The 26,801-nt window shown below is 50.2% G+C and carries 25 protein-coding genes; 2 read left to right on the top strand and 23 right to left on the bottom strand.

The window, feature by feature from the left end:
• Nucleotides 1–99 precede the first annotated feature (99 nt).
• The 5 genes from JW814_11795 to JW814_11775 form a co-directional block, all read right to left on the bottom strand.
• Nucleotides 100–1,011 carry a hypothetical protein gene (locus tag JW814_11795; GenBank protein ID MBN2072128.1) on the bottom strand — a complete coding sequence of 304 codons (912 nt, stop codon included), beginning with the start codon at nt 1,009–1,011 and terminating at the stop codon, nt 100–102.
• A gap of 1,051 nt (nt 1,012–2,062) precedes the next feature.
• Complete coding sequence (locus tag JW814_11790; GenBank protein MBN2072127.1) at nt 2,063–5,122, bottom strand: sigma 54-interacting transcriptional regulator; 3,060 nt, start codon at nt 5,120–5,122, stop codon at nt 2,063–2,065.
• Nucleotides 5,123–5,173: 51 nt separating this feature from the next.
• Entirely contained in the window at nt 5,174–5,488 is a 315-nt protein-coding gene (locus JW814_11785; protein ID MBN2072126.1) for a hypothetical protein, read from the bottom strand.
• Nucleotides 5,489–5,770: 282 nt separating this feature from the next.
• Nucleotides 5,771–7,150: a sigma-54-dependent Fis family transcriptional regulator gene (locus JW814_11780; GenBank protein MBN2072125.1), complete on the bottom strand. Its 1,380-nt coding sequence runs from the start codon at nt 7,148–7,150 to the stop codon at nt 5,771–5,773.
• Nucleotides 7,143–8,255, bottom strand: coding sequence for a hypothetical protein (locus JW814_11775; GenBank protein ID MBN2072124.1), 1,113 nt, complete (start codon nt 8,253–8,255; stop codon nt 7,143–7,145). Before JW814_11775 ends, JW814_11780 begins: the two co-directional genes overlap by 8 nt.
• 8 nt (nt 8,256–8,263) lie before the next feature.
• On the opposite strand from JW814_11775, the gene rlmN reads away from it, so the two are divergent.
• Nucleotides 8,264–9,310 (top strand): 23S rRNA (adenine(2503)-C(2))-methyltransferase RlmN, encoded by a 1,047-nt coding sequence (gene rlmN, locus JW814_11770; protein ID MBN2072123.1) that lies wholly within the window; start codon nt 8,264–8,266, stop codon nt 9,308–9,310.
• Nucleotides 9,311–9,420: 110 nt separating this feature from the next.
• Nucleotides 9,421–11,223, top strand: a complete 1,803-nt coding sequence (locus JW814_11765) for a SurA N-terminal domain-containing protein (protein ID MBN2072122.1) — start codon at nt 9,421–9,423, stop codon at nt 11,221–11,223.
• A 176-nt stretch (nt 11,224–11,399) separates the two neighbouring features.
• On the opposite strand, the gene JW814_11760 is transcribed toward JW814_11765, so the two are convergent.
• The 18 genes from JW814_11760 to uvrB form a co-directional block, all read right to left on the bottom strand.
• A complete protein-coding gene (locus JW814_11760; GenBank protein MBN2072121.1) occupies nt 11,400–11,645 on the bottom strand; it encodes a twin-arginine translocase TatA/TatE family subunit in 246 nt (81 codons plus the stop codon).
• Nucleotides 11,646–11,659: 14 nt separating this feature from the next.
• On the bottom strand, nt 11,660–11,926 hold the full coding sequence (locus JW814_11755; protein MBN2072120.1) for a DUF4321 domain-containing protein: 267 nt from the start codon (nt 11,924–11,926) through the stop codon (nt 11,660–11,662).
• A gap of 42 nt (nt 11,927–11,968) precedes the next feature.
• Complete coding sequence (locus tag JW814_11750; protein MBN2072119.1) at nt 11,969–12,403, bottom strand: LytR C-terminal domain-containing protein; 435 nt, start codon at nt 12,401–12,403, stop codon at nt 11,969–11,971.
• 36 nt (nt 12,404–12,439) lie between these two features.
• On the bottom strand, nt 12,440–12,937 hold the full coding sequence (locus JW814_11745; GenBank protein MBN2072118.1) for an HIT domain-containing protein: 498 nt from the start codon (nt 12,935–12,937) through the stop codon (nt 12,440–12,442).
• Entirely contained in the window at nt 12,930–13,676 is a 747-nt protein-coding gene (locus JW814_11740; GenBank protein ID MBN2072117.1) for an NTP transferase domain-containing protein, read from the bottom strand. The genes JW814_11745 and JW814_11740 overlap by 8 nt, the downstream gene beginning before the upstream one ends.
• Nucleotides 13,666–14,568, bottom strand: coding sequence for a pantoate--beta-alanine ligase (locus tag JW814_11735; GenBank protein ID MBN2072116.1), 903 nt, complete (start codon nt 14,566–14,568; stop codon nt 13,666–13,668). The genes JW814_11740 and JW814_11735 overlap by 11 nt, the downstream gene beginning before the upstream one ends.
• 6 nt (nt 14,569–14,574) lie before the next feature.
• On the bottom strand, nt 14,575–15,402 hold the full coding sequence (gene panB, locus JW814_11730; protein MBN2072115.1) for a 3-methyl-2-oxobutanoate hydroxymethyltransferase: 828 nt from the start codon (nt 15,400–15,402) through the stop codon (nt 14,575–14,577).
• The gene (locus JW814_11725) at nt 15,399–16,076 is read right to left on the bottom strand and encodes a deoxynucleoside kinase (GenBank protein MBN2072114.1); all 678 of its coding nucleotides are present in this window, start codon (nt 16,074–16,076) and stop codon (nt 15,399–15,401) included. Before JW814_11725 ends, panB begins: the two co-directional genes overlap by 4 nt.
• Nucleotides 16,077–16,143: 67 nt before the next feature.
• Entirely contained in the window at nt 16,144–16,671 is a 528-nt protein-coding gene (gene folK / locus JW814_11720) for a 2-amino-4-hydroxy-6-hydroxymethyldihydropteridine diphosphokinase (protein MBN2072113.1), read from the bottom strand.
• Nucleotides 16,652–17,017 carry a dihydroneopterin aldolase gene (gene folB / locus JW814_11715; protein MBN2072112.1) on the bottom strand — a complete coding sequence of 122 codons (366 nt, stop codon included), beginning with the start codon at nt 17,015–17,017 and terminating at the stop codon, nt 16,652–16,654. Before folB ends, folK begins: the two co-directional genes overlap by 20 nt.
• Nucleotides 17,018–17,038: 21 nt before the next feature.
• Nucleotides 17,039–18,199 (bottom strand): aminotransferase class I/II-fold pyridoxal phosphate-dependent enzyme, encoded by a 1,161-nt coding sequence (locus JW814_11710; protein ID MBN2072111.1) that lies wholly within the window; start codon nt 18,197–18,199, stop codon nt 17,039–17,041.
• A gap of 35 nt (nt 18,200–18,234) precedes the next feature.
• Entirely contained in the window at nt 18,235–19,935 is a 1,701-nt protein-coding gene (locus JW814_11705; GenBank protein MBN2072110.1) for a hypothetical protein, read from the bottom strand.
• 203 nt (nt 19,936–20,138) lie between these two features.
• Complete coding sequence (groL, locus tag JW814_11700; GenBank protein ID MBN2072109.1) at nt 20,139–21,779, bottom strand: chaperonin GroEL; 1,641 nt, start codon at nt 21,777–21,779, stop codon at nt 20,139–20,141.
• Nucleotides 21,780–21,802: 23 nt separating this feature from the next.
• On the bottom strand, nt 21,803–22,090 hold the full coding sequence (groES, locus tag JW814_11695; GenBank protein ID MBN2072108.1) for a co-chaperone GroES: 288 nt from the start codon (nt 22,088–22,090) through the stop codon (nt 21,803–21,805).
• Nucleotides 22,091–22,313: 223 nt separating this feature from the next.
• Entirely contained in the window at nt 22,314–23,057 is a 744-nt protein-coding gene (locus JW814_11690) for a type III pantothenate kinase (protein MBN2072107.1), read from the bottom strand.
• On the bottom strand, nt 23,058–23,873 hold the full coding sequence (locus JW814_11685; protein ID MBN2072106.1) for a biotin--[acetyl-CoA-carboxylase] ligase: 816 nt from the start codon (nt 23,871–23,873) through the stop codon (nt 23,058–23,060). It abuts the gene before it with no gap.
• Entirely contained in the window at nt 23,870–24,718 is an 849-nt protein-coding gene (gene nadC / locus JW814_11680; protein MBN2072105.1) for a carboxylating nicotinate-nucleotide diphosphorylase, read from the bottom strand. The genes JW814_11685 and nadC overlap by 4 nt, the downstream gene beginning before the upstream one ends.
• A complete protein-coding gene (gene uvrB / locus JW814_11675) occupies nt 24,705–26,717 on the bottom strand; it encodes an excinuclease ABC subunit UvrB (GenBank protein ID MBN2072104.1) in 2,013 nt (670 codons plus the stop codon). Before uvrB ends, nadC begins: the two co-directional genes overlap by 14 nt.
• Nucleotides 26,718–26,801: the final 84 nt, after the last annotated feature.

The raw sequence follows: 26,801 nt of genomic DNA, 5'->3' as shown, positions 1-26,801 counted from the left end.
TCGACAATTGCATTCTTCATTCTCCCCTTTGGTCGACCTTCCGGGTAACGGAAACCCTCTCAAAGTGCCAGCTTAAAGAAAGGTTTTATGCTGCAGGTTCTACTCAACATCTTTGTCACCCTTTGACGTCGGGGGGACTTGTCGACCTCTCCGAACTCTTTTTATCTTCTCGATCTCGCGACTCTCGCCGGTCGCGTCATCGATGATGATCAATTCCGTCTCACTTCCGCCTGAACCGCCGGTCAGTCCGGGGACCAGTTCCCTGTTATTAAGATCCGTCTGATAAGCCCACAGGAAAGTCGTTGTCTCGGAAGTTACCTCTCCGACCCATAGCTTCGCGTAATTGTACTGATCCAACGTCCCTATCCTGATAATATAGACATGCCCCTCGATGAGTTCAACGATCCCGGAAGGCGACCACCCATCCGCGGGCACATAATTGATGACATCGAATCCGTAAGCCTGGTAATCAACAAACCCGTAGTCTTGTATCATCACTCTTGGTGTCATCGCAAGCATCTGAGGTATCGATCCGGATGCGGTGACCGCGAAATATATGTCTGTTTCGGCATCAAGGTAATTGACCGGTACTGACCCTGTATAATCCTCGATATCGAATCCGCTGTTATCGGGATCGACATTCATATCGTAGAGGGTGACTGACCCCTCGAACCTCGGAGTCGCCGACACGATCTCCGTGAGATCTCCGCCGAAAGGATCAGTACTGTCGTTATTACCGGCATCCACCGCAACGACGCTGTAAAAATACCGGACTCCGTTCGTCACCGTCACGTCATCGTAGCAATATACCCAGGGGTCTTCCGAGGGATAATCGTCCTCTATGTAACCTATGAAATCATAAAGACCATCGAGCTCTTCGCTTCTGTATATATCGTAGTACCTCACGTCTTCTTCCGGGTTCGGCTCCCAGCATATCGAGACCTGAAGATCGTAATTGACCGTATAGACACCGCGAGGTGGAGAAGGAGGTGTATCCGCTGGAACCTCCACCTCCACCTCGACAATGGTTTCTTTCTCGCCGCAGGAAATGAGCAATACCGCGACGGTCAAAACCGATGTAAAAAATCTTGCTGCCTTATTTGTTCTTATTGCCTCCATGCCTCTCTTTAACGCAACTGCTGTGCCACAGATATGCCGACGCTTTCCCTTAATTCTCCGATAGTGCCAGTCACCTTGAATTGAATCAGTTACAGGACAAAAGATTTTTATGAAGGGGGGTCAGGCGTATGCTCGCCTGTGACGGAGTGGATGATTATTGTCTAATCGTATCTACAATATTGTCTAAAATCGAGGACATTCTGTTGATGGCAAAAAAATGTCAGGAGCAAACGTTGCGAGCACCGGAGGGGATGTCCATACTCGCTATCCTAAGGATCTCGCCATTCCGTAGGTTTGTCATACTCCTGACATGATAGATAGTACCGAAGAAACATTTTTTTTGTCAATAGGTACGTATGCCTATATTAAAAATAATTGCGCGTGAAAGGGATGCCGGAAATGAATCGGTCCTGAACCGAATCAATGATCAGGCCTCTTCGGTAGATGCACCAGCAGATATAATTGATCCGGAAAGATGCCCAAGATTCCATTCCCTAGAGACCCCACCTGTACCCTATTTAAGCTTCAAAGAGAGCTTACAGGATTGAAATCAGACATCTCTCCGGATTGCCACTTCCCATTCGCCAACCGATACCGGTATTACTCTACAGCAATCGACATACCAGAAGATTTTAATCAGCGATTTGGCGCGATCGTTTATCTTATTATAATGCAACATGTTACAACACGGTTATATTGCGGTATATCTTAATCCCTTACTCCGGGAAAGGAAGTATATAAAGACCCTTTACACTCAGGATGGGTTCCTTATAACCTTCTGTTACAAATACATTTACGAGTTTAACATCTTTGACAGGAATGACGGGATTCAAGTACTGCCGTCTTCCTGCCCTTTATTACCTGAGACAGGATGTAAAGAAATTCTTCATGACGTGCAGAAATATATCTATCGCTATGTTGATCATTTATCAATGAAAGGTGGTCAATCAGAAGAGAGGCCAAAATCCCTGATCTTTTTCAGAAGAGTGGGATAACTTATTCCGAGCTGCTCGGCCGCCGCTTTCCTGTTCCAGGAATTCTCCTTCAGTGTTTCGGAGACCGATTTTTCCTCCAGTTCCCTTATTCTTTCAGGAAGAGTCATCTCTTCCCCGTAAGGCCTGCCTGTGGTGACAGCGCCGTCGACAGTCAACTGAGCAGGCGTAATCACGCCATTATCGCTGGAAAGAATCACTGCTCTTTTTATGATCTTCTCAAGTTCGCGGACATTCCCCGGCCATCTGTTCCCTCTGAGAAAACTGACCGCTTCTTCGGAAAATCCCACGATCTTCTTTCCCATTCCGTCGCAGAATAGTTTGAGGTAATGCTCCGCAAGGAGGGTGATATCTTCGATCCTGTCCCTTAGAGGCGGAACAGTGATCGGGAAATCGTTTATCCTGTAGAAAAAATCCTCAAGGACAGTCCCGTCGCTGCATTTTGATATCAGATCCATTTTCGACGCGAATATCAACCTGACATCGACTTCGATCATCTCGTTTCCGCCGACAGGCCTGATCATTCTGGAATCGAGGAACTGCAGAAGTTTTCCCTGGATAGACAGCGGGGATTTATCGATCTCATCAAGAAAGATCGTTCCCCCGTCCGCTTCGGCAAGCAGGCCTTTCTTGTCGGCCACCGCTCCTGTAAAAGCTCCCTTCACATGACCGAAAAGTTCGCTCTCAAGAAGCTGTTCGGGAAGAGCGGCGCAATTGACATGGATGAACGATCTGCTTCCCCGGGTGCTCAGCCTGTGAATAGCTTTCGCTATAAGTCCCTTGCCAGTTCCAGTCTCACCCATAAGAAGAACGGTTGAATCCGATCCGGCGACTTTTTCCGCAAGGTCGAGGATCCGCAGCATGCTGTCGCTGCGGGTTATTATCCTCTGGAATTTACCCCTGTCGAATTTCTCTTCTTCAACATTGTTGTCATTCCCGAGGATACCTCTGACCAGGAATCCGATAAACCCGGCATAAGTCGAAACGACATCAAAGACCGAACCTACTCTGGGAGCCTTGCTTCCGTCGTTTTCCGACTGGAAGAATATCAATCCGAAAGGTCTTCCATCCTTCACCATCGGATGGAAATAGACGGGAGAATCGGTTTCGGGGAGTAATTCCCTTACATCCTTTGTTCTCCGGTCCTTGGGCGTATCGGTGATGAGGAATTTCTCGGTAAGGTCGACTCCCTCTCTCTTCATGAACCAGTCAGTGAGAGAGCAGGTATTATCTTCCGATATTCCATTCCTCGCCAGGACCAGAGGTCTTTCACCCGTGGTCCCTGAACCGGCCAGCGCCACAAAACCGTGTCCGGCAGCGACTTTTCTCATCATATCGCTAAGAATATAATCGAGATAGGAATGCAGGTGCGGATCATGAACGAAACATCCTGACAGCTCCTGCGGCACTTTGAAGGCGCCGCCGGCATGCAGGCTCGTCCCCGCCGTATCGGTCTCGATCTTCCTTCTCATCCTTCTCAGCCGCCGGTTGAGGTTACGGTCACACAAGTCTTCGGCCAGACGTTCCGATTCATATATATGAAGAAGGCTTTCGTCCCTGTTTCCAAGCGTCTCTTCGATCTTCGCGAGAAGAAAATGGCTGTTGGCGAGGTCTTTGAATTCCTCATTCCTCTCAAAGAACGATATCGTCTCGCCGACCAGCTTCCTCGCGATTACGACAGATTTCCTGTCACCGCGTTTAATTAGAAGTTCGCCGAGAGCGACGCCGGAGATATGCGCGTCGTACGGATTATTCACCGAAAGAAAAGTCCTTATGCTCTGATTGATCTTCTTCTCGGCGGCATTGTCATCGTGTATCAGTGCATATGCCTGGCCTATAGTCCTTTCCATGTAACCTATCTCGTGCAGTTCTCCCGCTTTTTTACAGGTCCCGATGGCGTTTTCACTCATCGATATGACCTGCTGGGGCTTTTTCTGAATGAGATGGACATACATTATCCTGCGCACGACTTCGGCCACTATATCATTGACCGGTGAGATCTTCTTAGCCTCGGAAAGGGCGATCGTGTAATTCTCCAGCGCTCCGCTGATGTCTCCCCTGATCAGCATCAGATCTCCGGCAAATTCATCGGCCAGAGCGATCTCTCTTCTGTAATTTCGTCTTTCGGCAAGGACTCTTGCCTCAAGAAGATGTTTTTCTGCGGCGATGAGGTTTCCGCACCTTGTCTCCTTCACGCCAAGCATCAGCGTCGCCCGGGTATATTTCAGTTCATCGCCTATCCTGCTCGCCATCGCTCTCGCTGCTGAAAACGAACTTTCCGCGTTTGCAAAATCCCTCTTCTTTAGATGCACGACACCGAGATTCAGCGTGACTCGTACCCGGTGCTGGCTCAACCCTATCTCCTCGCATATAGCCATAGCCTTGTTGAGGAACTGAAGGGCCCTGCCCCAGCGGCAGGCATTTTTATGGAAAAGCCCGAGATTGTTCAGGACATACGATTCTCCCACGGAATCGTTGATCCGCCGATATGATGAAAGCGCGTCAAGAAAGAACTGTTCCGCCTCATCATGCTGGCCGAGCCTGAAATAACAGTTTGCTATAAGGAGCTGGGTATGGGCTACTTCTTTATGCTGATCGCTCTTTCGCAGGATCTTGTACGCAGCGCAACCTTCCCTCAGAGCCTCTTTTATCTGCCCCTGGCCCCTCATTATGATCGCTCTTCTGCAGGCGATCGTCCCCTTCCCTATCTGATCCTCTTCTGAACAGTGAGAGGAAGCGCTTTCGAGAAAGGTCGATGCTTCCCTTAGAAGCCCTTTTTTCCTGTAACAGTCGCTTATCTTCCTGTACAGCCGCACAAGGTCGCCCGGTTCACCGGTCTGCTTATGGACCCTCTGAAGCGCTTTTTCATAATATTCAAGAGCGACGGTGTAATTCTCCGTTGCCAGGTGCATATCTCCAAGTTCCTCTTCGGAACATACAGATTTGTACTGGTTCCCAGGCTGGTTTTTATCGTATTCGAACTCGCCTTTTCCTTGCGGGTCGTCTGGCATCGGCTTACTCCCAACGTGGCATATCAGGTTAAACAACGCCCGAAAGAATCGCTAAAATATATTTTTCTTTGTCGGTACCCCTGGGATGACAATCGATATGTTATCATCGTCATCGGGGTCAATCCTTCCATCTGCAAGATCGTCAGCATCGCCGCCGACTATGGGGTCTTCTCGATCATTGTCAACAGATCCGGGATGAACATACCTTTTATCAAGCGTTCTCAGAAAGAATACAAGATGACGGGAAAACATCGCTGATACAGAGGCAGTCTTGTCACTGATGACCGGCGAAGAAGCCAGTAAAGCGGAAGAAGCTGAAATGGTAAGGAACGATGTCACTAAAAGCAGAAGAGTGATTCTCTTCATCAGTACCATCTCCTCCCTTGAAGCATCATGCTTCTTGAACACACATCAAACCCTGAACACCCACACTTTGAATCTAACATCAGTATCGGATAAAGTCAAATAAAATATAATGAAAAAGTATTGGCAGGATTGAGGTTAACCGGTTTGTCGTAATTATTTCGCAATATATTAACAGCTTATCGGAGTAAAAATAGCTGGAAAAAGAGTCGGAATATATATAAAATCATCTCATCGAACAGCCCGGAGCATCGAATTTACTGACCACATGCCTGATCTCCGGGGTCATTCTTCTCCGGACCGGTCCTCATGCCTGGCATCTAGCTGGTATTTCTCGATCTTCTTATAAAGATTGCTTCTCTGCATCCCGAGTTCTCTCGCTGTACGCGATACGTTCCCGTTGTTATCACGCAGTTTTCTTATCAGGTATTCCTTCTCTGAAATATCTTTGAAATCCTGATAAGTCCTCGCCTCAAACGGATCGTTCGACCTTCCCGTTTCATGGGCAAGTTCGAAGAGAGGAAGATCCGCCGCTGCTATCGTATCGGAGGGAACAAGGATACAAAGCCGTTCGATAAGGTTTTTCAACTCTCTGATATTTCCCGGCCAGGCGTAGGCGAAAAAGACTTCGTATACGTCCGGGGAGAACTTCTTTGGCGTGACTCCAAGATCCTGGCATATCAACGATATGAAATATTCGGAGAGAATCCTTATGTCTGTCTTTCTCTCCCGAAGAGGTGGGATCTTTACCGGTACAACATTCAACCTGTAAAAAAGATCTTCGCGAAAGTTTCCTTTCTCTGCTTCCTCGATAAGGTTTCTGTTCGATGCCGCTATTACTCTCACATCGACCTTCTTGGTCTCTGACCCCCCTACGCGCTGAAAGACCCCCTCCTGAAGTACTCTAAGGACCTTTGCCTGTGCTGACAGGCTCATATCGCCCACCTCGTCAAGAAAAAGGGTGCCACCATCAGCAAGTTCAAACTTTCCGACTCTCTGCGAGACCGCCCCGGTGAAAGAACCTTTCTCATGTCCGAACAGTTCGCTTTCGATCAGCTCCTCCGGTATCGCTGCGCAATTGACCTCTATGAACGGCTGGTCGCTGCGATTACTCTGCTCATAGAGTTTCCTGGCAGCCATCTCCTTTCCAGTCCCGTTCTCTCCGGTGATGAGGACTCTGGCATTGGTCGGAGCGACTCTTTCTATCGTCGCGAGGATATCGAGGATCGCCTTATGTTCACCAATGATCTCTGTCCTCCCTATTACCTCCTTCTTGAGCATGAGGTTCTGACGGGAAAGATCTCCCTGTCTGATACCATTTCTTATCGTCAGAAGAAGCCTTTCGAGATCGATCGGCTTTTCGATAAAATCGAAAGCTCCGAGTTTTGTCGCTTCCACCGCTGTAGAGATGTTTCCATGTCCGGAGATTATCACGACGGGAAGCCCCGGCTGCCTCTCCTTGATCTTTCCGAGGACCTCAAGCCCATCCATCCCTGGCATCTTAATGTCGAGAAGGACGATATCTATCCTCTCCTTCAGAAGAAGTTCCAGGGCGGATCTTCCGTCAGGCGCGGAAAATGTGCCATATTTTTCGAACGAGAGGAGTTTCTCAAGGGAATTCCGTATGCTCTCTTCATCATCGACTATCAGGACTTGCTTACTCATCTGTTCGATACCCTCCCGGCATTATCCCTCCCGAAAGGATCACTCCCCACCGGAGGTCTCGCGTCACAACAAAATATCTCTCTATTCCGAGACTGCCTGTGATCGCCTCGATCAGGATCAGCCCCGGGATCATCAACTTTATCCTCTCCATTTCCAGGGGCAGGCTCTTGACGCTTCCCCTGCCCAAAATCCCCATCAGGCGCATCGAGATCAACCTGAGATCATCTCTCGTCATACCGGTCAATTCACTGAAAGAAACCGGCGTTCGATTCATATACCGGAAAAAGACTGCCTGGCTTACAGCCGTTCCCCCCGTAAAAAGTATTGTAGAGCTTTCCACTCTTTCAGACAAGAGAGAAACCCCCTTTATCACCCCACCCGAGTCCCCCAAAGCCGATCCGATAAAAGGCATCAGATCCCGAACAGTTTTTCTCACAACGCATTTCAACCAGTTCTGGCGGTAACCACCCCTGTGATGACGGCGGATCAGCCGGTCCACGCTGTGTGTCCCTGTCAGAAATCGCGAAAAACCGCTGATCTTTCCAGCATCCGTCCATGCGGCTTCGGTACTCGTCCCTCCCGGATCGAAAAGGATGATATCCTTGTTTTTTTCCAACAGTGAAGCCGCGCCAGCGATGGCGAATTCGGCCTCTCCCCGGTGGGTCAGGACCGATACCGGCCGGCCGGCTATCTTCTCGAACCTCGAGGCAATATACTTTCTGTTGGCCGCTCTCCTGAGCGTATTGGTAGCGACGATCACCGGCTCGGCGCATCCAGCGCGAGCCGCTTCCCCGACAAGCCGCGCCAGCGCTTTTTCAGCTTCCTCGATCATCTCCGGACCGATCACCCCCGTTTCCTCAAGATCGGCCCCCCAGCCGACATACAGCCGCGATTCATGCAACGGGAATATCTCTGGCGTTCGTTGCGTCATCAGATCGGGATACTCCGGGAAATTCCCTGTGGCCGGCTTGGCGGCGACTGCGCGTTCAGCCACACAGGAGAATGATCCCCTTGCCACGAGGAGCCTGAAATAACTGCTCCCTATATCTATGCACCCTCTTATATCGTTTTTTGTATTGGACATCTCTTCGACTTTACTTATCATTCCCTGTCATGAGTAATTACGAGACGGTAAAAGAAAATATAAAGAACCTCCCGATCAATGGCATCTATGAGACTGTGACCGGCCTGGGTGAAAAAAGACACCGAGCCACCCAGATCATCCAATGGCTTTATCAGAAAGGCGCCACGGATTTCCAGGAAATGACGAATCTATCCGTCGCCCTCAGGACCCGCCTCGACGAGCATTTCCTGATAACAAGCCTTAAAGTCAACGGAAGTTTAGCCTCGAAAGAAGATAAGAGCCAGAAGTTTCTTTTCACCACCGACGACGGCCATCTCATAGAATCGGTCATCATGGAGGCGCGGGGAGTCTTCACCGTCTGTATATCGAGTCAGATCGGGTGCCCGCTCGGTTGCGCTTTCTGCGCGACAGGATCAGGCGGTTTTGAGCGGAACCTCAGGGCGGACGAGATCCTCAATCAGATACTCTTCTTCAAAAAGGCCCATATCCCCCCCCGGAGAAGATACAATATCGTCTTTATGGGGATGGGGGATCCCCTCCTGAACTTCGAGAATACAGGCAGGGCTATCTCCGTCATAAATGAGATCGACGCTTTTGCCCTTGGAGAGAAAAGGATAACTGTAAGCACAGCCGGATTTCCCGAACAGATCGACTCGATAGCAGCCTCCCCCCTGAAATTCGGTCTTGCCGTCTCCCTGAATGCCACGAATAATGAGGTGAGAAGGAGGCTGATGCCGGCGGCCGGAGACGTCAATGAGGTCCTTGACGCTGCCGAGAGATTCGCCGTCAGGAGAAAGACGAGAACGACACTCGAATACATACTGATTTCGGGGATAAACGATTCAAGGGAAGATGCCCTGGCCCTTTCATCGATGACTGAAGGGAGGCCTTTTAAGATCAACCTGATCCCGTTCAACGAGTGGAATGGTTGCCCATTCAGAAGGCCGTCTGAAAAAGCTATAGACAGCTTCATAAAACTGCTTCTTCCAAGGGCTCCGGCGGTAACGGTAAGAAGAAGCCAGGGAAACGATATCGACGCCGCGTGCGGACAGCTCAGGATGAGAAGAAAAAGATAACAGGCTGTCATCCTTATCCTTCTTAAAACATTTGCGCTTCCCTTGTCGATATGATACTTTAATACGATATATTGCGCTTTTTTTTAAAATTTACAAAGAGGGTCGAAAAGATGTTGAGACAGATGAGGGAAAATACCAAGACCATCCTGTGGATCGTCGTGGTTGCATTCGTCGTATCGATTTTTGGTATCTGGGGGATGAATTTAAGGACGGGTGACGGGAACGAGAACTCCGAACCGGATATCGTCGGAAAGATCAACGGTATCGAGATACCACGAAGATTATATTCGAATAAATATCAGGAGATCTACAATCAGGTCAAAATGCAGCGTGGCGAAAGCTATGAACTCAGCGCGACCGACCAGCATATGATCCTCGAACAGTCCTGGGAGAACGTTATCCAGGAGATCCTTCTCGACAGAGAGATCAAAAAACTTGGCATAACCGTTACCGATAACGAGCTGGTCGCGTTCCTGCGGCGCACTCCACATCCTCAGCTGCGGCAGACGTTTGTAGATGAAAAAGGTGATTTTGATTACCAGGCTTACCTGCAGGCTCTTTCCGACCCGCAGGCCGACTGGTCAGAACTGGAAAAATGGGGCTTTTCAGTGCTCCCTTCGATGAAACTGGAGACCTATCTTATCTCAATGACTCATATACCGCAGGATGCCATCCTTGACAGGTTCAACAGGCAGAACGAGGAGATCAACGCCAGGTACATCAGTGTTCCCTTCGGCGAGGATGACCCTTCATATATGCCGGATGAAGATCAGATAGTACAATTCTACGAGAAGCATAAGGATGATTATCTCGAACCGGAGAAGAGAAAGATCCATCTCATCGACATAAAGAAGGAGCCTACACTGCTTGACGAAGAGGATGTCAGGATTCAGATGGAAGAGATAAGAAAAGAAATCGTCGATGGAGAGGATTTTGCCGAATCGGCGCGAATAAACTCTGACGATTATGTCTCGGCCCAGAAGGGCGGCGATCTCGGATTTTTTGGAAGGACAGGCCTCGACAGTATATTCACAGAAACGGCATTCGATCTGGGGATCGGAGAAATAAGCATGCCTGTGCGCACCTCTTTCGGTTACCATCTGATCAGGACAGAGGAAAAAAAGGTCGTCGATGGAGAAGAACAGGTAAGGGCTTCCCATATACTCATGAAGGTCGAACCTGGCTACGAGACTATCGACTCGCTTTCCACTCTTCTTCAGGATCTTACCGCGGCGATAAAGGAAAAGGGATTTGAACAGGGAGCCGGATCGTTCGGGCTCGAGACTGTAGATGTCGAGCCTTTCACGCATGGAATCTTCATCAAGGATTACGGATATCTTCCAAGGATCGTCAACTTCGCTTTCAACCATAAGATCGGAAGCATCAGCTCTCCGATCGAGGTCGAGAATTCAGTATACTACGTCAAGGTGGTCGAAGCGATCGCCGAAAGGGCCAGAAAACTCGACGAAGTAAGAGAAGAGATCTCCCAGCGGTTGCGATTCGAGCACAGAAAAGCTGAAGCACGAAGATTGGCCGAAACTATAAGAAAAGAAGCTCTCACAAGCGGCGATCTCGAGGCTGTCGCGCATTCGCGCGAACTTCAGTTCAAGGAGACAGGCCCCTTCAAGATAGATGACAGCATTACGGGAATAGGCGCCGGCACCGGATTTTCCGAAGCTTGCCGCGTCCTTCCCGTAGACAGTTTCAGTATCCCTGTCGAGGGAAATGAAACCTGGTACATAATAAGAGTCATCTCGAAATCCTCTCCCGACATGAACGAATTCGCCAGACAGCGGCAGGATATACTCAACCAGATGTTACAGGAAGAGACTTCGAAATATCTCGCTGAATGGTACCAGGAACTGAGAGAAAAAGCCGACATCGTCGACATGCGGGAAGTGACTTTGAATTAAAACCGCTTTTCGGATCAAGTCGTTCGCGGGCAGATAAAGCCCATGCATCGATAGATACCCGCTTCCAGGCCTCCCGCGCCTGCAATATGCCGTATTAGGAAAGGTACGCGCGCCTTATACCACCCGGACCGGATACCGGCGGAGATCAGATGATAAAGGTGGCCGCGTAAAAGGACCTACCCTTTTTTGTCGTCATCTTCAGATATCTTCATCTTTTCCGATTCGATCTCATTCTTGACGTCGCGGGAAGCTTTTTTAAACTTCTGAAGCGATTTTCCTATCGCCTCGGCGACTTCAGGCAGCCTCCTGGGACCGAAAAAGATCAGGACGATCACCAGAATAATGAGAAGTTCAGACCACCCGAGCGGTCCTATCAGAAGAAACTCCGGTCTGTATCCGGAAAATATCGACAGCAGAGACATTATACCCTTCCCTTCTAACAATACCATTTCAGCAGAAATGCCATCAGTATGATACCAAGGACACTGACAAGATTGACTTTAATGGAAAATCCGAACGTAAATGTCATAACTATAAGGTTACAATATACAGGTCCTATCTGGATCTCCTTGCCCGAGACAAAAAGATCACGGATCAGGTTACCTTCAGGGAGAAGAAGACCGATTGTCTCGCCTACCACGCCCCCGAGGATTACACCGAGGAAAAACACCATCGCGACCAGGCCTATTCGTCTTTTATTCACCGGACATGACCTCCATCATCACTCCTCTTTGATTGCTTTCGTTCATCTCTCTTCTCCGATCTTCAATCTATCCCTGTCCCATCCTATTATCAGAGTCACATCTACTTCGGAATAATTTCTCTGCTGTTTTAAGACTCTTCTGCAGCCGAATCGCCTGGCGAGCTTTTTCATGAGGGCCGGATTGTTTCTATTGTCTATCAGCAACGATTCCTTGAAATCGAAGCGGGACGCGTTCCCTTCCAGCACGACATCGACCCCCGCCATCCTGAGCTGCCTGGTTATCATCCTGGCAAGCCCGGGTTCTCCCGTGCCGTTGAGGACCTCCATCTCAAAAGGTTCTTCGATCCCCGTCAGATGTTTCCCGGCACCGGACCATCTTACAGAAAGAGAAATACCCATTACAACAAAAACCGCCGCTATTCCGGCAGATTTAGCGGATATCACTTTTCGCCAGGCTGCCTTTTTTCTCCTTGCCACCGAATCCCCCCTGATGCCTTCTGCCCTGATAGTCCATCAGGACCAGTCGAGATCCGTTTCCGAAAAGAAAGAAATGAGTTTTTTAAAACTTTCCTCTGGATCTTCAGAGACTACTCTAGTACCGGATATTGCCGTCATGAAATTCGTATCTCCATTCCATCTCGGAACAAGGTGAAAATGAAGATGTCCAACGATGCCGGCGCCGGCCGATGAGCCGAGATTCACGCCTATATTCATCGCGTCGGGCCTGTACACCGCATTTATCGCCTTTTCGCCGAGAGAAAGAAAAGCGACAAGATCCTTGCCCTCTTCTTCGGTAATATCGGAGACCTTTCCAATGTGCCGGCACGCGACTACCATTATATGACCGCTTGTATATGGAAAAAGATTGATCAATACGAACCAGTTTTTTCCCCTTTTCAATATCCCGGCCTTCGCGTCGTCCTTCTCTTTCTGAATATCGCAAAGGAGACATCCATCCTGTTTTTCCATCGTAAAATACCTGCTCCTCCAGGGAGCGTAGATACTATCCATCTTTTATCATCAACCTCTCCGCTTCCTTCAACTGCTCGATATCATTGATCCCTCTGACTTCTACGCCGTCACCACAGAGAAACACTGCTGTCTTCTTTCCATCCTCCCTAAGGATCCCTATCACGTCGGTAAGATAATATTCTTTCTGTTTATTTCCCCTTCCCACCCTCCTCAGAGCTGGGAAGAGGTCTTCCGACTGAAAACAGAAAATCCCGCTGTTTATCTCCCTGATAGCCTTTTCCTCTTCTGACGCGTCTCTGTCCTCGACGATCTTCAGGAATTGGTCCTTCTCATCCTTTACTATTCTGCCATATCCGCCAGCCTCGTCGAAGACGGCCGACAGGACGGTAGCCGACGCTTTTTCCCCGATATGATGCTCAAGAAGAGCCCGAAGCGTACTGCCTCTCAGCATCGGCGTATCCCCGGTCAGTACCATCACAGTACCTGAAAAATCATCAAGCAGCGGCTGAGCCTGCAGGACGGCGTGGCCGGTCCCAAGACGTTCCGATTGCAGCGCGAACCTGACTTTCCCGCCCCGGGATTCTTCTTTTACCGCTTCAGCCTGATGCCCCACCACGACGATCAGTCTTTCAGGCGAAAGAGAACTGACAGCATCGATGACATGTCTTATCATGCTCTTTCCCGCGACCTTGTGCAGCACCTTGGCCAGGTCGGAATTCATTCTTGTCCCCTGGCCCGCGGCAAGGATTACCGCCGCGATATCTCTGTCATTCTTCATATCTGCTCCAACGGTGAAATTCCGGAAGTACTTCCTCAACGCGATCGGCCGATATCCGAAAGACAATATTGTCTATCAACCTCGTGCCTGAAAGATGTCCAGCGGCTGCCATGAGAACCGTTCCATCGGTCTTTCCCACAGGTCGAAGGGACTCTGCATCGACAATTTCGACGTAGTCGATCTCAAAACCTGAATCTTTCATTCTGCCAGTCACTATATCCTTCAAGACGCTGGAATCTCTCTCTCCACCGCGCGCTCTGGAAAAAGCTTCTCTCAATCCAATTATCATCCCTGTCGCGCGCTGGCGGTCAGCCATCGACAGATAGATATTCCTTGAACTCAGGGCGAGCCCGTCTTCTTCCCTTACTGTCGGACCGATCATTATCCTCACTGGGAAATCCAGATCAGCGGCCATCCTCTGTATTATGAGCGCTTGTTGAGCGTCTTTCTGACCGAAAAAGGCAAAATCGGGAGTAAGAATGTTAAAAAGCTTGGCTACGATCAGCAGGACACCTTCGAAATGCCCCGGTCTTGAATACCCGCAGAGGTTATCGGCCAGTCCGTCGATCGATATCCCGATCCTCCTGGATCCGGAAAACAGATCGGAGGCATCGGGAATAAATACAAGATCGCACCCGTTTTCGCGCAGGATCTCACAGTCGCGGCCCTCATCTCTCGGATATTTTTCAAAATCCTCGCCCTCACCGAACTGTACGGGATTAACGAAAATCGAACTGACTACCATGTCAGAGACACTTCCTGCCATCTTCACCAGGCTGATATGCCCTTCATGAAGAGCCCCCATTGTCGGAACAAAACCGATCTTCTTCCCTGTTTTTCTGATTTCAACGATTGCCTTGCGGATCTCGGAAGCTGATTTAAACTTTTTCATCGCGGATCACTCTTCAGAATTCTTTTTTTTCCCGGAATAACTATGCTCTATAGTCGGAAAACTGCCATCCTTGACTTCCGTTACATATGCTGAAACAGCTTTTTTTATCCTTTCGCCGAGCTGATCGTACACCTTGACGAATTTTGGCAGGGGTTTTTCATGGATACCGAGCATATCGTTCAGGACCAGCACCTGTCCGTCACAATGCGCTCCCGCTCCGATCCCTATGGTGGGTATCGATACACTGGCTGTTATCTGCCCGGCGAGAGTCCACGGAATACCTTCGAGAACGATAGCGAAACAACCGGCGTTCTCAAGGGCTTTTGCTTCCCTGACCATCTTTTCCGCCGATTCGTTGTCACGGCCCTGTATCCTGTAACCACCCATCTGATGAAGAGACTGCGGAGTAAGTCCAAGATGCCCTACGACCGGGATAGACGCGTTCACTATCGCTTCAATGACCTGGACATATCTCTCGCCCCCTTCAAGCTTGACACTTTCCGCGCCTCCCTCCTTTACGAGCCGCCCGGCGTTTCTGACAGCATCTTCCACGCTCGCCTGATAGGACATAAAGGGAAGATCACCCACTACGAGAGCTTTCGGCCTGGCTCTCGATACCGCCTTGAGATGATGAATGATCTCCTCCATTGTCACCGGAATCGTGTTCTCATACCCCATGATGACCATTCCAAGTGAATCGCCAACGAGGATAAGATCTATTCCCGTCTCATCTATCAGTCTCGTCGTCAGAAAATCATACGATGTAATCGCGGCGATCTTGTCACCGGTCTTCTTCATTTTCATAATAGTGCTTTTTGTGACTTTTTTTATCACGACTGGTCCCCTTCCCACGAAGGGAAATAGTAGCGTGTCCCTTCCGATTTCTCAGTGATCCTGGTAAATATATCTTCCAGCTGTTCCCTGTGTTTCGTGAAATCGATGGCGTCTGTATTGATGATCAGCAGAGGTGTGTCGTCATAATGAAAGAAAAAATGATTGAAGGCATCGTTAAGTCCGGCCAGATAATCCTCGTTGATTCCCTTTTCGAACCCCCTCCCCCTTTTCTTTATTCTGTGAACCAGCACTTCAGGATCGGCCTGCAGGTAGATGACGAGATCGGGGTTTACGATCCTCGGTTCCAGCATCGAATGAAGCCTGTTATAAAGGACCAGTTCATCATCTCCGAGTACAGCGTGCGCGTAGATCGTATCCTTGGCGAAAAGGTAATCGGCTATCATAAGATCGGCAAAGAGATCCTGCTGAGCGATCTCGACCTGTTGCCTGTACCTGTTCAACAGAAAGAATATCTGGGCCTGAAAGGCGTACCCCTGCATATCCTGGTAGAATTTTTCTATGAAAGGATTGTCGTCGACGTCCTCAAGAAAAAGCCTGGCATCTGTCTCGCCTGCTATCAACCTGGCCAGAGTCGTCTTGCCAGCCCCGACATTTCCCTCGATTGAAATATACCTGATGCCGCTGAGCAGCAGTTTTTCCCTGAAATCATCCATGACATCTACGGTAGTCAAAAAGGACTTCGATGTCAATATCAATCCAACTGTTTATGAATCAATTGGTTTAGATAATCGCCCTGGATGATATCTTTCGAGTCTCAATCGAGTCCCCGAGAGCCTCAAGGGCTTCGGCCACGGAAGTCATAAAGGGCGGAAGATGGAGCCCTGGAACGATCTCAAGGAGAGGCCTGAGAACAAAAGTCCTTTTTTTGAACAAGGGATGCGGGACCCTCAACCGGTCGCTATCGATCTCAAGTCCTCCAAAAAGGATGATATCTATATCGAGAGTCCTGTCCCTTGTCACGGAGGAGCGTACGCGGCCTGAGCGGATCTCCACCTCCTGGCATATATCAAGAAACCGGCCGGGAGGATGGGCAGTCCTTACAAGAGAGACGGCATTTACGAAGTCGCCGGAGAAACCTTCTCCTTCCGGCTTGCTCTCATACAGTGAACTGAAAAGGAGGGGTTCGATCCCATCATAGCCGCCGAGACATCTGTTGCCGCGGATCACGTTCCATTCCCGATCTCCAAGATTGGATCCGAGGGATACGATTACGTCGGCGAGGCCGCTTCTATTTCTTTTCTCGTTCAACGATGACTGCGACATGATCGAGGCTGTTTGGAAAAGGTAAAGTGAGTTTTCTGATTTCAGTCCTGATCCTGCTTATCGGAAAATCTTCGAGAATATCATTGCAGATCGATTCGGCAAGAGTCTCGAGCAGATTGAACCTGTTTTTTTCAACTGTTTCCATGACTTTCGAATAGACTCTCTCGTAATTTACCGTATCTTCGAGAGAATCGCTTACGCAAGCTTTTGTAAAATCGTGAGAATACTCTACATCGATCTGTAATTTCTGGCCGACCTCACGCTCGGTAGGTGATACTCCATAATATCCGAAGACGGTGATCCCTTTAAGAACGACCTTTTCATCTAGCAAGGACTACCTCCTGAATCGTGGTTATTTTTTTGTGAATTCAATAAATTTCTTACCGGCTTCCCTTATCGTCGCGGTCGGAGCTGTCAGGGAAAGCCTGAAATATCCTTCTCCATACATTCCGAATCCGACGCCGGGAGTGGCTACTATACCGGTCTCTTCCAACAGGTGTCCACAGAAATCAATCGAACTGCCTCCCCCGGGGATGGGGATCCAGAAATAGAATGTCGCGTCCGGGATCCTGAAATCGAACCCGGCCTGCCTCAGGCTTGTGGCAAGCAGGTCTCTTCTTTCCCTGTATTCATCGATGATCCCCGATCTGACCTTTTTATACGGACCGTTCAACACGGAAGCTACCGCTTCCTGAAGAGCGCTGAAGACTCCCGAATCGATGTTGGCTTTGAGTCTTGCCAGAGCCGATACAACTTCGGGAGAACCGACGGCAAATCCGACTCTCCATCCAGTAATCGACAAAGTCTTTGAAAAGGAGAAGAACTCGATATAGGAAGCGCCCTCCCGCTTTGCTAAGGGAAAAAGCGCTGAAGGTTCCCGATCGAATACTATTTCACTGTATGCGGCGTCGTTGACCATTATTATATCGTTTTCAGAAATGACCTTCAGCGCGCCAAGGAACATATCCTCCGTGGCGGAAGCGGAAGTCGGATTATTCGGATAATTGAATATCGCGAGCCGCGCCCGGCTGAGGACCTTCTTATCTACCTTGCCGAGATCAGGCCAGAACCGGTTCGAATCAAGCAGTGGCATCCTGTACGGTTCAGCTCCGGCAAATACCGCTGACGAATTGTAAACGGGATATCCCGGGTCGGGTATGAGTATTACATCGCCCGGATCCGTGACGGCAAGTGGAAGGTGGGCTATCGCTTCCTTGCTGCCGATAGTGACCAGGATCTCGTCATCCGAGAGCGCGGTGCCATGTTCTCTTTTTGCCCATTCCTTTATGGCCTCTACAAGAAGTGGAAGTCCACGGTCCGAGGGATACCTGTCGTATCTTGCGTTGTCAAGAGCGCTAACTAGAGCGTCTTTCAGTGGTCTGGAAGCTCCCAGATCGGGATCCCCGATGCCCAGATCCAGCACGCTGCGGCCGCTTTTGACCATCGCGGCCTTGCTTCTGTCCATTTCGACAAACAGGTATGGAGGAAGTTCACCGAGCCTCTTTGATTGCATCTGGTTTCTCTTCTCCGTTTTTCGCCCCTGGAGACCTATTCATAACTGTGGAAGATCGCGCATTCCACATTTCTGTCCGGGTCTCCTGACCAAGCAGGAGTCGGGAATGGCGCGTATATCTCTTCCTCGTCAGTGAAAAAGATCCTCATATACGAATAATCGGAATATGTGTAACTCAGTTCATACGTAGAGAACCAGTTGATGCTCGGCGAGGCATAGACGTTGATCCCCGTATTGAGCATGCACAGAACGAGAGCGGAATAGGAATCCTCTACAGTCTTTCCTTTCCTGACCATCCTGAATCCGATCTTGGGATCCTCAATATTCGGAGACCAGTTGATCCCTATGATCTCATCGGTCGATCTCTCCTTGACATAGACCGGCGCGTTCGAAACGGCGCCCGCCACACTTACTCTCCATATGCCCTCATCATTCACGACGGCGCATTCCGATTCGTCGGGAGACCAGGCGAATTCCTTGATATTTTCCACGCCATCGACTACTGTGACGGTCTCGTTCTTGTAATCGAGGAAACAGAGCTGTCTCGACCGCGAAATAAACCCCAGGAGATCAAAAGTCTTGTTCCACATGAAAAGGGTACTGCGATTTATGTTGATACCAGCCTGCTCGAAGATACCTTCCTCGTCGCTGATCATCATCGCTTTTCTTGAAGATACCACCGGATTGTCTTCGATCCCCATCTTGCACGGTTCGAAGACTCCCGTTGTATCGACGAAATAGATCAAAGTGTCACCTGACGGAGTCATGACAGGTTTGATATTATTGTAATACCGGTGGATGACCTTGAGATCGACACCCTGCTGGACAGTCATCGAATCGTGGCTGTTGGTAACGTAGATCGTGTCATTGGCAACCCTGTTCCAGAACCCGATATTCGAGAGGTCCTGGGTCCCGTCCGGGCGGTCGCCCACTATCCTTGCTTCCCATACTACCTTCTGCCCGAATTGATCCTGCTCGGGAGTTATATGCTGGTTCATCCTTGGTACTATCCCTCCGCCATCGCGCGTTATATTGAACTTGTCACCGAAGGCCAGAGGGAAGATCCATACTTCGAGTCTCTGCTGCACAAGGGTCGGGAAATAATTCCTTATAAAAGAGCCCGAGACGGTGTTTCCCGAGGTATTTAATTTCAGGAACAGACCACCTCCGACAGACTCTTCAGTATTTGATACCAGGGTCACGTTTCCTGACACTGAATATCTGTAACAATGAAAACCGAGAAAAGAAATGTCCCTGGGCGATACCGCGCCGGCTTCTGCGAAAAAGTAAAGCGCGCCGAAATGAAAGATCGGGGAACAGTTGAATATCCTCCCCGTATAGAGTTCGTCGAAATTCCTCACCATGACATACTTGGATATGGTATCTGTCACTCCTTCGAGGCTTCCCATTACTGAGACCCTGTAAATTCCGGGGTCTTCGGGAGTCGTCCACTTTATCGATATGCCGGAATTTCCCTCGGGAAACGATCCTCCCTCGGCTTCCCATGTGTAAACAGGCCAAGCGCCATCGGGGCTGTAGCCATCGACCTGCACCGTAAGCGTGGCTTCGGCTCCAGGCCTGGGGGACAGATCGTGGCATATTATATTGAGCGTTTCCAGATCGGGATTCTCCGGAATGACATTACTGGAATTGTCTTCGCAGCCAGCAAATATTACCATGTAAAACGAAAATCCCAGAATCAACATCCACGGCCCGACTCTCTTCCACCGGTTCACTTGAGACCTCCAGGTTTATGTCCAGGCAAACTCTGTCAGCGGAATCTGATCCCGCTCTCTTCCAGCATTATATGCCAGATCATTTTAATCTCTTATCGGTTGTAAAATATTAATATTCCCGGGAGATTTCAAGCGAATTCTAAAGAAACAGGCGCTCCGGATAATATCCGGGGCGCCTGTCTGCGAACTACGGCGGACGATCCCTACATCATTCCACCCATACCACCCATTCCACCCATGCCGGCTCCTCCCATATCAGAGCCTCTGTCCTTTTCCGGAATGTCACAGATCGTGACTTCGGTAGTAAGAAGCAGGGCCGCGATACTGGCGGCATTCTGAAGGGAAGAACGCGTCACCTTGGTCGGATCGACGATACCGTCTTCGACCATATTGCTGAAAATACCGGTAGCGGCATTGTAACCGATCCCCGGCTTGGAGTTCTTGATCTGCTCAACGATGACCGAACCTTCCTTGCCGGCATTGATCGCTATCATTCTTACCGGTTCGTGAAGAGCTTTCGCGACTATATCGGCACCGATCTTTTCCTCGGCTTCGAGCTTGAGCTTTTCTATCGCTGACGCGGCATGAAGAAGTGTTATTCCGCCTCCTGGGACTATTCCTTCCTCAACGGCGGCCCTTGTCGCCGCGAGAGCGTCTTCGACACGAGCTTTCTTCTCTTTCATCTCGATCTCGGTCGCCGCTCCGACCTTGATGACCGCGACACCGCCCGCCAGTTTCGCGAGGCGTTCCTGCAGTTTCTCACGGTCATAATCGGACGAGGTATCTTCGATCTGGACCTTTATCTGATTGATACGTTCCTTGACCTTCGCTACCTTGCCGGCTCCCTCGATGATCGTCGTGTTATCCTTGTCGATCGATATCTTTTTCGCCTGGCCAAGATCGGCCACAGTGGCGTTCTCAAGCTTGAATCCTGCATCCTCGCTGATCACTTTCCCGCCCGTGAGGACCGCTATATCCTCGAGCATCGCTTTCCTGCGGTCTCCGAACCCAGGCGCCTTTACGGCCGCTATCTGAAGGGTCCCGCGCAACTTGTTGACTACCAGCGTGGCAAGTGCTTCGCCCTCTATATCCTCGGCGATTATCAAAAGAGGCCGGTTAAGCTGCGCTACCTTTTCGAGGATCGGAAGGAGATCTTTCATGGCCGATATCTTCTTGTCGTATATAAGAATATATCCGCTTTCTATGATAGCTTCCATCCGTTCCGCGTCGGTAACGAAGTAGGGACTGAGATATCCCCTGTCGAACTGCATACCTTCCACGACTTCAAGCGCGGTGTCCATCCCCTTGGCTTCCTCTACTGTTATGACGCCATCCTTGCCGACCTTCTCCATCGCTTCAGCGATGAGTTCGCCGATCTCGGTGTCATTGTTTGAGGAAATAGTGGCGACTGAAGATATCTCTTCGCGCTTGCGGACCTGCTTCGATTGTTTTTTTATAAAATCCACCGCGGCGTCGACAGCCTTCTGGATCCCCTTCTTTATATACATCGGATTCGTTCCGGCTGTGACATTCTTCAGGCCTTCGGTGATTATCGCCTGAGCGAGGATCGTCGCGGTAGTGGTCCCGTCACCGGCGACATCCTGGGTCTTTGTCGCTACTTCCTTGACCATCTGAGCACCCATGTTCTCCCATGGGTCCTGAAGTTCGATCTCCTTGGCGATCGTGACACCATCATTGGTGATCGTAGGCGAACCGAATTTCTTGTCAAGGATCACGTTGCGGCCCCTCGGACCGAGGGTCACCTTGACCGCGTTTGCCAGAGTATCAACGCCCGCTTTCAGGCGATCCCTGGCATCGACATCAAATTTAAGCTGCTTTGCCATTGAAATTCACTCCTTCCTGCAGGCTAAACGATAGCAAGAATATCGCTTTCTCTTAATATAAGGTATTCCTTGTCATCGACTGTGATCTCGGTACCGGAATATTTTCCGTAGAGGACCTTGTCGCCTTTTTTGACTTCAAGAGCGATCCTCTCCCCGGTATTCTCGTTCATCCGGCCCTTTCCTACCGCGATGATCTGACCCTCCTGGGGTTTTTCCTTGGCAGTATCGGGGATTATTATCCCGCTCTTCTTTACTTCCACAGGATCTACAGGCTTTACCAGGACCCTGTCGGCCAGTGGCGTAATTTTCATTTCACCCTCCTTTTTTAATTTTAGCCATCTGTAAATTTTTTATTAACTTTACGTTAGCACTCAACACCCCGGAGTGCTACTCAATCGGGAGCCATAATATATTGTGAAAAGGATTTTTTTTCAAGAAAAAAAAGTCTCCGCTGAGAATTATTTTAAGTAATGGCGTGCGGATATCTCTCAGACGGAAAGGCGGCAGGGGGATCGGTGTCTACACGTACTTTCATCATCTCTCCCTTGTGGAAAGATATATCAGGTGAAGGCCCTTCAGGACCAGGTCGGGGGCTTCTCTCGTTTCTGCCGGCAGATATTCTTTCAGCAGTCCGGCGCTTCCGCCGGTCAGAAAAATATCGATATCCCCACCGTGGGAAGCAATAGTCCTCGCGACTAGCTCCTTTACAGCCCCTATGAACCCGAAGTGTACCCCCGCCATTATCGCCCCGGTGGTTGATTTCCCCGGTGGAGGAGAAAAATCACCACCCGTAGAGAGCAGGGGAAGAGCAGCTGTACCGGTATGAAGAGAAGAAAGCAGCAGAGCAAGCCCGGGGAAGATTGCCCCTCCCTTGAATCCTTCCCGGGAAAGCAGGTCCACGGTCACCGCAGTACCTGCATCGATTATGACAGCCTCGGAGGATCCCTCCTCCACCACGCCGGCAGCAGCGCAGATCCTGTCAGTACCGATCGACGAACCCTCGTCGGTCAGTACCCTGAATGGCAATTCACTTTCGATCCCCACCTTGAGAATATCATCGCAGCCACTGCGTCTGGAACAGGAAAAGAGAGACCTGTCCCAACCGGGAACGACGCTTGAAAACGCTACAGCATCCGGGACCGATTCCTCGATGATCCCATCGATCACGTCCTGATCATGCCCGGGGGAACAGTTCCATCTTTCCGCGATCGCTCCCGAGATGAAAAGAGCTGCTTTTAGGCTGTTATTACCCCTGTCGAAAACGAGTATTCTTTTCATCTATCCTCCGGCTTTCGCTGCGACATCACCAGTCTGAAAGATCTCCTCTCCCCCGGCCGAGATCATCCTGAGATAACCTTCGGAGGTGATACCGGTGATCACTCCCGAAAAAATTCCGGCACCTGTATCGATCGAGGCTTCCATCCCCTTCCAGAGAAGTTTTCTTTCTACATCGAACTTCAAAACGCTCAATCCCTCCCTCTCCCATCTGGAGTAGAGATCCTCAAGCTCTGCGATTATCCCGGCAAGTATCTTTCCCCTGTCAAACCTCATTCCCGAGACGATCCTGAGAGAAACGGCGATCTCCCTCAGCCATTCGGGGAAATCATCAATAGTCTCGTTTATATCTATCCCTGTCCCGACGATGACGTCATTTCCCTTGGATTCGGCCAGGATCCCCGCGGCTTTTTTCCCATCGATGAATATATCATTCGGCCATTTTATCGATGTTTCAAGTTCAGGCGATATCCTGTCTACAGTCCGGGCCACTGCCAGAGCGAGAAGCGTGGTGAGTGATTCGGGCGACCGCGATGGCCTGAGAATTATCGAAAAAACGAGGCTGCCATCTTCTGTTGCGACCCAATCCCTGCCCTTTCTTCCCCTGCCGGCATATTGCCTCCGCGCTATGAACACCGCTCCCTCCGGAGCTCCGCCTGCCGCCGCTTCGGCGGCGGCCCTGTTCGTCGAATCGATCTCATCATACAGAGTCACTGTCCTGCCCAGCCGGGTGGAAGCCATCATACCGAGCAACCTTGCCGGATGGAGTTCTTCCCATTCACAACCGTCATCCAATCTGAAATCATCACAGGCAGTCATACCGCACCTTCCAGCAGTAGGCTCAGGTCGAGGGATGGGGCGGAGGAGGTAAGTCTTCCGACCGATATAAAGTCGACTCCCTCTATAAGGTATGAGGAAATATTTTCAAGATCGATCCCTCCTGAGACTTCGATCTCCGGTTTTCGCCCTTCCCATCCGGCCATACTGGCAACAGCTTCGTCTATCATCCCAGGAGAAAAATTGTCAAGCATGATCCTTGCCGGCGGATCCGGTCTGAGGGCATTGAATTCCTTCAGAGAGGAGACCTCAATTTCAGCGTCGGTGATCTGCCGGCCGAGTATCTCGACTGCCGCCTCTATCCCGCCTGCTGCCGCTATATGGTTTTCCTTTACAAGGATATATGAAGCGAGATCAGGACGATGATTTACTCCCCCCCCATCCGCTACAGCCTTTTTTTCCAGGATCCTCATTCCCGGAATCGTCTTTCGGGTATCGAGTATCCTAATCCCCGTATCACCAGTCCGGAGGACATACTCGGACGTCAGAGTAGCTATCCCTGAAAGGTGTCCAAGAAAATTCAACGCAGTCCTCTCTGCCGACAGGATTGCCGCGTACCGGCCTGACATCCTTGCCACTTCGCATCCCGCCCCCGCTTTTCCTCCATCAGGAATGACGACGTCATATTCGATAGAATCGTCGAGGCACCTGAACGATGCCATGGCGGCATCCTGTCCGGAAATTATTCCCTCTCTCCTCGCCACGATCGCTCCACGCCCTGCCATACGGCCGCCGACAAGGAGCCTTGACGTCAAGTCCTCGAAGGCCCGGTCTTCTTCAAGGGCTCTTCGTACGGCAGTATCTACCGCCTGTTCATGGGTCCGCACGCCTTTGCCTCCTGCTTAGATTCATCCTGATCTCCTCTATCCTGTCCCTGATGCTTGCCGCTTTTTCGAAATTCAGCGCGTCCGCTTCCTTCCTCATCTCGATCTCCATTATTTCTATAAGGCGCGGATCATCGATATCAATCGGTAATAACAGGTCATCGGCGACAGGTTTTTTCTCCCTGCTCTTCGCGTCAGCGACTGAAGTGGAGATCCGGACTTCTTCGATCGATTTGATTATCGACCGGGGTTCGATGCCATATCTTAAGTTATACTCCTCCTGTTTTTCCCTTCTCCTGTTCGTCTCCTCGATCGCTTTCTCCATCGATCCGGTAACGCGATCCGCGTAGAAGATCACTGTGCCGTCGGTATGTCTTGCCGCCCTGCCGGCAGTCTGGATCAGTGATGTTCGTGATCTCAGGAATCCCTCCTTGTCCGCATCAAGCACCGCGACAAGCGTGACTTCAGGCAGATCGAGCCCTTCGCGCAGGAGGTTGATACCGACCAGCACGTCGAACTCGCCATAGCGAAGGTCCCTGAGGATCTCCATCCGGTCGAGGGCGTGGATATCGCTGTGGAGATAACGTACCTTTATCCCGAGTTTTTCAAGGTACGCGGTAAGATCCTCGGCCATCCTTTTTGTAAGCGTAGTGACTAGGATCCTCTGTCTTTTTTCTACTCTTTTGCGTATTTCGCCGACAAGATCGTCAACCTGCCCCTCCACCGGCCGGACTTCGATCCGGGGATCGAGCAGGCCTGTCGGTCTTACTATCTGTTCAACGATCTCCCCGTGGCACTTCTCCAGTTCATATTCCGATGGTGTAGCCGAGACATATATGAACCTGTCGATCACCGAATCGAACTCGTCGAATTTGAGAGGCCTGTTATCGAGAGCTGAAGGAAGCCTGAATCCATGTTCTACAAGTGTCTGCTTCCTGCTCCTGTCCCCGTTGTACATCGCTCTTATCTGAGGAATGGTCACGTGCGATTCGTCGATAACGACAAGAAAATCATCGGGAAAATAATCTATCAGCGTTGCAGGCCTCTCACCGGGAGAGCGTCCCGTGAAATATCTCGAATAATTCTCAATCCCGGTACAGTACCCCATCTCAAGCATCATCTCGATATCGTACTTTGTCCTCGTGGCAAGTCTCCTGGCTTCGTAATCGAACCCGTTATTTTTGAGCTCTGCCACCCTGGTCTCAAGGTCTGCCCTTATGGCCTCAACGGCGGAACCGATACTTTCTTCCGATACGACAAAATGCGAAGAAGGAAAAACGGAGATCTCAGGAGCCCTGCGCTCGATCTTGCCGGAAACGGGGTCGATCACCGAGATCCTCTCTACCTGATCGTCAAACATTTCTATCCTCAGGGCCTTCTCCATGTAGGAAGGCATCAGGTCGATCGTATCCCCCCTGACCCGGAAGCTCCCTCTTACAAAATCGATATCACTTCTCCTGTACCTGATATTGACGAGTTTCCTGAGAAGACGGTCACGGCCGAACTCTTCTCCCTCCTTGAGAGAAAACGTCATCCTTGCGAATGACTCCGGCGATCCGAGACCGTATATGCAGGAGACGCTTGCAACGACGATGACATCCTTTCTTGTCATCAGCGACCCGGTAGCTCGAAGTCTCATCCTGTCGATATCATCGTTGATCGAGACATCCTTTTCGATATAGGTATCGGTCGATGGGATAAAGGCTTCGGGTTGATAATAATCATAATAGCTGATGAAATATTCCACGGCGCTTTCAGGGAAAAGAGATGTGAATTCGCCATAGAGCTGCGCAGCGAGAGTCTTGTTATGCGAGATCACCAGTGCTGGCAGCTGTGACCTGGCGATCACGTTCGCTATCGTAAAAGTCTTTCCCGATCCGGTCACCCCGAGAAGGGTCTGGTGTTTCTTCCCCCTCGCGATCCCGTCGAGAAGTAGTTCGACCGCCTGAGGCTGATCTCCGGTCAGGGAATAATCAGTACTGATCCTGTATTGCGTCATAATAGGCATGAACCAAATCTTCAGTTCCGGACAGAAGGGATTCTGGCCGGCAGACCAGCCAGGGCGCAGGGGATCCTGCCTGCCGGA

It is taken from the genome of Candidatus Krumholzibacteriota bacterium (assembly GCA_016932415.1).
In the GTDB taxonomy this organism is placed as follows: Bacteria; Krumholzibacteriota; Krumholzibacteriia; order Krumholzibacteriales; family Krumholzibacteriaceae; genus Krumholzibacterium.
Note: the sequence above shows the minus strand (reverse complement) of the source record. Positions and strands in the feature narration are given on the sequence as shown.

Coding starts and splice junctions, on each gene's coding strand:
- JW814_11790 (MBN2072127.1), bottom strand. CDS start 5,122: ATGCCAGACGACCCGCAAGGAAAAGGCGAGTTCGAATACGATAAAAAC.
- JW814_11785 (MBN2072126.1), bottom strand. CDS start 5,488: ATGAAGAGAATCACTCTTCTGCTTTTAGTGACATCGTTCCTTACCATT.
- JW814_11780 (MBN2072125.1), bottom strand. CDS start 7,150: ATGAGTAAGCAAGTCCTGATAGTCGATGATGAAGAGAGCATACGGAAT.
- JW814_11775 (MBN2072124.1), bottom strand. CDS start 8,255: ATGATAAGTAAAGTCGAAGAGATGTCCAATACAAAAAACGATATAAGA.
- rlmN (MBN2072123.1), top strand. CDS start 8,264: ATGAGTAATTACGAGACGGTAAAAGAAAATATAAAGAACCTCCCGATC.
- JW814_11765 (MBN2072122.1), top strand. CDS start 9,421: ATGTTGAGACAGATGAGGGAAAATACCAAGACCATCCTGTGGATCGTC.
- JW814_11760 (MBN2072121.1), bottom strand. CDS start 11,645: ATGTCTCTGCTGTCGATATTTTCCGGATACAGACCGGAGTTTCTTCTG.
- JW814_11745 (MBN2072118.1), bottom strand. CDS start 12,937: ATGGATAGTATCTACGCTCCCTGGAGGAGCAGGTATTTTACGATGGAA.
- JW814_11740 (MBN2072117.1), bottom strand. CDS start 13,676: ATGAAGAATGACAGAGATATCGCGGCGGTAATCCTTGCCGCGGGCCAG.
- JW814_11735 (MBN2072116.1), bottom strand. CDS start 14,568: ATGAAAAAGTTTAAATCAGCTTCCGAGATCCGCAAGGCAATCGTTGAA.
- JW814_11725 (MBN2072114.1), bottom strand. CDS start 16,076: ATGGATGATTTCAGGGAAAAACTGCTGCTCAGCGGCATCAGGTATATT.
- JW814_11710 (MBN2072111.1), bottom strand. CDS start 18,199: ATGCAATCAAAGAGGCTCGGTGAACTTCCTCCATACCTGTTTGTCGAA.
- groL (MBN2072109.1), bottom strand. CDS start 21,779: ATGGCAAAGCAGCTTAAATTTGATGTCGATGCCAGGGATCGCCTGAAA.
- groES (MBN2072108.1), bottom strand. CDS start 22,090: ATGAAAATTACGCCACTGGCCGACAGGGTCCTGGTAAAGCCTGTAGAT.
- JW814_11690 (MBN2072107.1), bottom strand. CDS start 23,057: ATGAAAAGAATACTCGTTTTCGACAGGGGTAATAACAGCCTAAAAGCA.
- JW814_11685 (MBN2072106.1), bottom strand. CDS start 23,873: ATGACTGCCTGTGATGATTTCAGATTGGATGACGGTTGTGAATGGGAA.